This is a genomic window from Chamaesiphon sp. GL140_3_metabinner_50 (genome assembly GCF_025361915.1).
GTDB lineage: Bacteria > Cyanobacteriota > Cyanobacteriia > Cyanobacteriales > Chamaesiphonaceae > Chamaesiphon.
The window spans coordinates 1-5,327 of sequence record NZ_JANYJC010000163.1 but is presented as its reverse complement, the minus strand read 5'-3'; the positions used below and the strand labels follow the sequence as shown (position 1 = coordinate 5,327).

Annotated in this window: 9 protein-coding genes; 4 read left to right on the top strand and 5 right to left on the bottom strand. The window is 43.6% G+C overall.

Annotated features, from left to right (window positions below):
• Positions 1-205: 205 nt before the first annotated feature.
• A complete protein-coding gene (locus Q0R35_RS08380) occupies positions 206-331 on the bottom strand; it encodes a hypothetical protein (protein ID WP_295616033.1) in 126 nt (41 codons plus the stop codon).
• A 201-nt stretch (positions 332-532) separates the two neighbouring features.
• Between Q0R35_RS08380 and modB the strand changes: the two genes are divergently transcribed.
• Positions 533-1,123, top strand: coding sequence for a molybdate ABC transporter permease subunit (gene modB, locus Q0R35_RS08375; protein WP_295616030.1), 591 nt, complete (start codon positions 533-535; stop codon positions 1,121-1,123).
• 166 nt (positions 1,124-1,289) lie between these two features.
• Positions 1,290-1,607 (top strand): hypothetical protein, encoded by a 318-nt coding sequence (locus Q0R35_RS08370; RefSeq protein WP_295616025.1) that lies wholly within the window; start codon positions 1,290-1,292, stop codon positions 1,605-1,607.
• Between the two features lie 88 nt (positions 1,608-1,695).
• On the opposite strand, the gene rpsU is transcribed toward Q0R35_RS08370, so the two are convergent.
• Together rpsU and Q0R35_RS08360 are read right to left on the bottom strand one after the other, a co-directional pair.
• Positions 1,696-1,884, bottom strand: a complete 189-nt coding sequence (rpsU, locus tag Q0R35_RS08365) for a 30S ribosomal protein S21 (protein ID WP_015162498.1) — start codon at positions 1,882-1,884, stop codon at positions 1,696-1,698.
• 132 nt (positions 1,885-2,016) lie between these two features.
• Positions 2,017-2,313, bottom strand: a complete 297-nt coding sequence (locus Q0R35_RS08360; protein WP_295616036.1) for an RNA-binding protein — start codon at positions 2,311-2,313, stop codon at positions 2,017-2,019.
• Positions 2,314-2,793: 480 nt separating this feature from the next.
• Here Q0R35_RS08360 and Q0R35_RS08355 point away from each other — a divergent pair, with 480 nt between their 5' ends.
• Entirely contained in the window at positions 2,794-3,015 is a 222-nt protein-coding gene (locus Q0R35_RS08355; RefSeq protein WP_295616022.1) for a DUF3148 domain-containing protein, read from the top strand.
• Between the two features lie 112 nt (positions 3,016-3,127).
• Positions 3,128-3,649, top strand: a complete 522-nt coding sequence (locus Q0R35_RS08350; protein WP_295616019.1) for a hypothetical protein — start codon at positions 3,128-3,130, stop codon at positions 3,647-3,649.
• A gap of 156 nt (positions 3,650-3,805) precedes the next feature.
• Here the strand turns inward: Q0R35_RS08350 and Q0R35_RS08345 are convergent, their stop codons facing one another.
• The gene (locus tag Q0R35_RS08345) at positions 3,806-4,093 is read right to left on the bottom strand and encodes a hypothetical protein (RefSeq protein ID WP_295616016.1); all 288 of its coding nucleotides are present in this window, start codon (positions 4,091-4,093) and stop codon (positions 3,806-3,808) included.
• Positions 4,094-4,095: 2 nt separating this feature from the next.
• Complete coding sequence (locus tag Q0R35_RS08340) at positions 4,096-5,094, bottom strand: sodium-dependent bicarbonate transport family permease (protein ID WP_295616013.1); 999 nt, start codon at positions 5,092-5,094, stop codon at positions 4,096-4,098.
• Positions 5,095-5,327 lie beyond the last annotated feature (233 nt).

The window sequence follows — 5,327 nt, the reverse complement described above, 5'->3', positions numbered from 1 at the left end:
CTACGATTACACGCTGAAATGGTTTTTGCATTTGTCGATTCGGGGAAAGTAAATATTTCCGGTCAACCTAGTGTAAGTCGATCGCGGCTCATATTTGTCTAGGACTGTGGAAAATTCATAGAGTTCCCCTAGCATCGATCGGTTAAAATCGATCTTAGCCAACTGCTAGATTTTTCTTTCTAGCTTGAAAACGTTGTAATTTTTGTTAACCAATAAGTTCATCACATTTAGCCACTAATTCTTCAAGCTGGAGATCTACTTCTTCAAAATCGAGGCGAACGCGGCGCAAATTCCCAATTAGTCGGCTATCTACCGATGGATCTGGCATCATTGGTTGTTTTTACATAGGTTAAACTCCTGAATAGTTTCTTGGTTACCACGATAAATCTTTTGTTACCCGAATAGTTAATGCTTATCCCTCAGAGCCAGCGATTCTCCTTAGAAGAGGCTGTACCTTGCAGCGTGGCTTTGCCAGCGACTGATTTTGAGTTAGACTACTTTTGGCCAGAACTAATGCTAGCTCTGCTATCGCATGTTGATGCCCGATCTCTCACCATTATGGATTTCCCTGAAAATATCATTTATCGCAACATTGTGTACATTTACACTAGGAACGATCGTTGCTTATAAAATGTATTATTATCAAGGTCGATCGCGCTCTTTAATTGAAGCATTTTTAATCGCACCGCTGATTTTACCACCGACTGTCGTGGGTTTTATTTTACTGGTATTGCTAGGAAAAAATGGCGTATTCGGACAATTTTTAGCACGCGGAAATCTCCAATTAATATTTACCTGGTACGCAGCCGTATTAGCTGCGATCGTCGTATCATTCCCTTTAATGTATCGGGCAGCATTGGGAGCCTTCGCGCAGATCGATACCTTGCTATTAGATGCCGCTAGAATTGAAGGAGCATCCGAACCCGATGTCTTTTGGTATATTGCCCTACCACTGGCATTTCCGGGCATTCTAGCGGGCACTGTGCTGACATTTGCGCGAGCGTTGGGCGAGTTTGGGGCGACATTAATGATTGCTGGAAATATTCCAGGGCAAACCCAAACCATGCCGATGGCGATTTATTTTGCAGTCGAAGCAGGTGCGATCGAGGAGGGCTGGTTTTAGACGATAATTATTGTGTGTATTGCGATCGTCGGTTTGACGATCGCGAATATTTGGAAAGTCTAAATCGGGTGATATTAGTAGTCGATCGGCTAACTGTCCCCTCGCTCGACTACGATCGGCGTTTACCGCTTAAATTGAGAACATCTTCCTATTCTTACTTTCACCGATGAACCTTAATCTATCGATCGATGCTGGCATCCAACAATTGCGCCGCCAATCTAGTCGCACTCGATCGATCCTAGCACTATTACTCATCGTCCCGATATCAAGTATCGGCGCGCTCACCTCGACAATCATCGCGCCTGGAGCCGTGGGGCAAGGAATCGCGGTTTGTTGTGGCATGTGGATGTTAATATTCCCTGTAGCTTGGCATGTCTCGATCGATCGACAGCGGTTACAATTTAATAAATCCCTCGATGGTTTAGCCGTTGGCATCATCTTGGGTGTGGCGATGTTTGCTACGATCTTCGTATTATTAGGTTAAGGTATATACATACTAAAAATCTGCCCGATCGAGTAATATAACTCTCCGAACAGATTGCTAGTTATAATTATTTCAGACAGTGACCAAATTAAGTGCGGAACCGACGCTTATTTTGTCTGTGTCTGGCAATCGCTTTGCGCTTGCGTTTTTCAATTGGAGTTTCAAAGTGCCTGTGCTTCCGCATATCAGGAAAAATCCCCGCTTTGGAGACTTCTCGCTTGAATCGGCGTAGCACTGACTCAATGCCTTCACTTTCACCGGGAATTACTTGAGACATCCTAACCCATCCACAAACTTACTTATATTGAAGCCGAAGGATGTATTTCCATTCAGCTATTTATCGACCAAAAGAGGACAAACTTATAGTATGCCCTCTTATTGTTTTAGACTCGAACTTTAAAGGTTGAGCTTAGTAGCGACGGTTGCCGCCACCGCCACCACCACCACCAAATGAACCTTTTTCTTCACGAGGTTTTGCTTTGTTGACTTTAAGGTCACGACCCATCCATTCAGCACCATCGAGAGCTTCGATAGCAGCAGACTCTTCTGCGTCTGTTTCCATTTCAACGAAAGCGAAGCCGCGTAGACGACCAGTTTCCCGATCGGTAGGCAACTGAACCCGCTTTACTTTACCGTATTCGGCAAAAGTCTGGTTCAAATCGTCCTGCGTTACTTCGTAGGATAAATTGCCGACGTAAATTGACATATCGCTGTCTCCAGAATCCTGTAGGTGTAGAGAGTTAGATTCGGAGAAAAGCTTGTAAAAAGAACCATACAGCCGAAAATAATCTTCATCTATCATGGTAGCACACGATCTTCAGAATCGATCGTCTATCATCTTATAGATTCATGTAGTTCGATTTAATATTTGGTCTGTGCGGGGGCACAATATCACCTGACTCAGAGATACGCAAAGCTTGAGTATAGTATAAGGTGTCACCAAGTATCGATCTCCACCAAATTCTGGGACTTTAAACCCGATCGATTCTCCTCTGGAGAGGCTACGCCAACGGGCGGTAGATATTTTCTCGATTAGCTCTAGAGCAATGAGCTGGGGAAATCTTCAGTTCAAATCTTCGATCGCCACCACAATATCGCTCCATACTTTAGAGCGGATATTTAGCCGTGCAGAGTTGGCATGTAGATTCTTAATATTTAGTAACTAATAATTGAAAATTAATAACTTATGTCTAAAAAAATTAACATTGGCACAAACATTCGGATAATTGAGCTACCAACCTATCTAAAAACTGCCGATCCGATGCCGACATTGCGCTCTCCCAGCTTATTAGAGCTAGGAGCGATCGGTCAAATTATCGATCGAAAGCCGGGGAATTATTGGGTGGTAAAGTTCGATCTTCATACTTTTTTACTAGAAGAGCGATATCTCGAAGCGATCGATGAATAATTAGTGCTTAAATCCTACCTCAGTGTGAGTCGAGTGGATACAAAAATTAGTATTCCTTATCGATTTCATAAGCTATCCTGAATAATGAGTCTCGATTTAACAGGTGGATAACATGACGCAAGCATATAACAGTGGCGACAACAATAGATTCTTAGTCGAACGGATTGCTGCCCACCGATGGCAGCATCTCATTATGGGTAGCCTAGGATTTTGGTTGAGCGGTAGCTTGGTGTTAGATCTAGTTATCATGCCAACGTTATGGATGACTGGCATGATGGAGAGTAGTGGATTTGCTTCGGCTAGTTATAGCATTTTCTGGATTTTTAATCGGGTAGAGTTATTGTGTGCGGCGACTGCACTGAGTGGCATTTGGGCATTGAGCCAAGTCGCGGAGCGGATGAATCGGCAGGCGGAGATGTTTGTAGGCGCGGGAATGCTGCTGGCGATCGCGATGAGTTATACTTTCATCCTTACTCCTTATATGAGTGGATTGGGTATCGACTTAGATATATTCGCGACAACAAAATCTATTCCTGTAGAAATGAACCAACTACACTCAATCTACTGGGTGTTGGAAGCTAGCAAATTAGGCATTGCCGGAATGTTATTGACTTGGAGTATGAAGGCTGATTAGGTATTAGGTATCAGGCTTTAGGTTTTGGGTTTTGGACGTTAGGTTTGAGGAGTAAGGAGTAATAGCACTCCTTACTCCTTCCTTTTTACTCCTTACTCCTTACTTCTTACTTCTTACTTCTTACTCCTTACTCCTTACTCCCATCTCCCATCCCTATTAATGAGCGATCCACTGAGCATCGCTAACGATAAAAATTCCGCCTAGCTTCTTGAGTAGGGGTTGCATGGCATTCGATAACTGCTCCGCCATTGCTAGCTCGGTACAAATAATCATAATGTAGCTATTGGTAATTAAATCGTCACCAGCATAGCCATGCTCACCGCTACCAGAAACATTATTAATGACAGTGTAGCCTTGCACCAAGTTCTTTTTAAGAATTTTCAGTACAGCCGGAACTTCTAGGTAACTGACAATAATTTCGACTTTTTTAACAGGCTGTAGCATGTTTAGATTCCCAATAATTTGATAGTTTGTAGATAAATTGGAATACCAACAATAATGTTGAATGGAAACGTAATCGCTAGAGCCATCGATACGTACAAACTAGGATTGGCTTCGGGAACCGTCATTCGCATGGCAGCAGGTACGGCTATATAAGAAGCACTCGCACACAACACCGAAAATAAGAGTGCATTACCCTCACCCATCCCGATTACTTTTGCTAACATAATGCCAATTAAAGCATTAGCAATTGGCATCAACACCGCAAAGCCAATTAGAAACATGCCTGTCTTGCGGAGGTCTTGAATCCGCCTAGCAGCTACCAATCCCATATCTAATAAGAAAAACATTAACGCACCGTAAAAGAGATCTTTTTCGACGAATAAATGCACTTTTGCCCAGCCATCGCCACCTGTGAGTACGCCAATAATTAGGCTACCAATCAATAGTAAGACCGAACCATTCAAAAAAGCTTCGCGCAATACCTCACCCCAAGAAGTTTCCGCACTTTCTTCTGCATCGCCAGCTACATTTGCTTCTTTTTTGTTAAACATCCGCACCAAGATCAAACCGACGACGATCGCGGGTGACTCCATTAGTGCCAAAGCTGCCACCATGTGCCCCCCGTAGGCAATCTGAAGCTTGTCGAGGAGTGCGCTAGCAGTAATGAACGTCACCGCGCTAATCGAGCCATAAGTAGCCGCGATCGCCGCAGCATTATAGGTATCTAACTTCAGGCGCAAAATAAAGAAAGAGTAGAATGGCACGATCGATGCCATCAATATTGCTGCTACTAAAGTGCTGATAATTAGCGGACTCAAACCACTCTCATACAATTCGTGTCCGCCTTTGAAACCGATTGCTACTAGTAAATAAAGCGAAAACAGCTTGGGTAAGGGGTTGGGAATTTCTAAATCGGACTGCACAAAAATCGCCACCATTCCCAAGAAAAAGAATAGCACTGGCGGATTCAAGATATTTGACAGAATTAAACTACTATCCATCGCATCTTTAAAATTTAGTTGTTAATGTTCGTTCATTATCCGGCGGTTGGTGACAAGTCGGCAATTATTTCGGTCGATCGACAACGGACATATTTTAACTACATCGATCTGGAGATCGAGAATACAGCTAAGGCATGAGCATTAAATAACTTGCGTAGGTTGGGTTGCGGATGCATATCTCGTTCCGAGAGGCTTGCGCCAACGCGCTGTAGGCGTTGGCGCAAGCCTGCCGT

Bases quoted from the DNA above. Each gene is read 5' to 3' on its own strand.
- Q0R35_RS08380 (WP_295616033.1), bottom strand. From the start codon at position 331: ATGATGCCAGATCCATCGGTAGATAGCCGACTAATTGGGAATTTGCGC.
- modB (WP_295616030.1), top strand. From the start codon at position 533: ATGTTGATGCCCGATCTCTCACCATTATGGATTTCCCTGAAAATATCA.
- Q0R35_RS08370 (WP_295616025.1), top strand. From the start codon at position 1,290: ATGAACCTTAATCTATCGATCGATGCTGGCATCCAACAATTGCGCCGC.
- rpsU (WP_015162498.1), bottom strand. From the start codon at position 1,884: ATGTCTCAAGTAATTCCCGGTGAAAGTGAAGGCATTGAGTCAGTGCTA.
- Q0R35_RS08360 (WP_295616036.1), bottom strand. From the start codon at position 2,313: ATGTCAATTTACGTCGGCAATTTATCCTACGAAGTAACGCAGGACGAT.
- Q0R35_RS08355 (WP_295616022.1), top strand. From the start codon at position 2,794: ATGTCTAAAAAAATTAACATTGGCACAAACATTCGGATAATTGAGCTA.
- Q0R35_RS08350 (WP_295616019.1), top strand. From the start codon at position 3,128: ATGACGCAAGCATATAACAGTGGCGACAACAATAGATTCTTAGTCGAA.
- Q0R35_RS08345 (WP_295616016.1), bottom strand. From the start codon at position 4,093: ATGCTACAGCCTGTTAAAAAAGTCGAAATTATTGTCAGTTACCTAGAA.
- Q0R35_RS08340 (WP_295616013.1), bottom strand. From the start codon at position 5,094: ATGGATAGTAGTTTAATTCTGTCAAATATCTTGAATCCGCCAGTGCTA.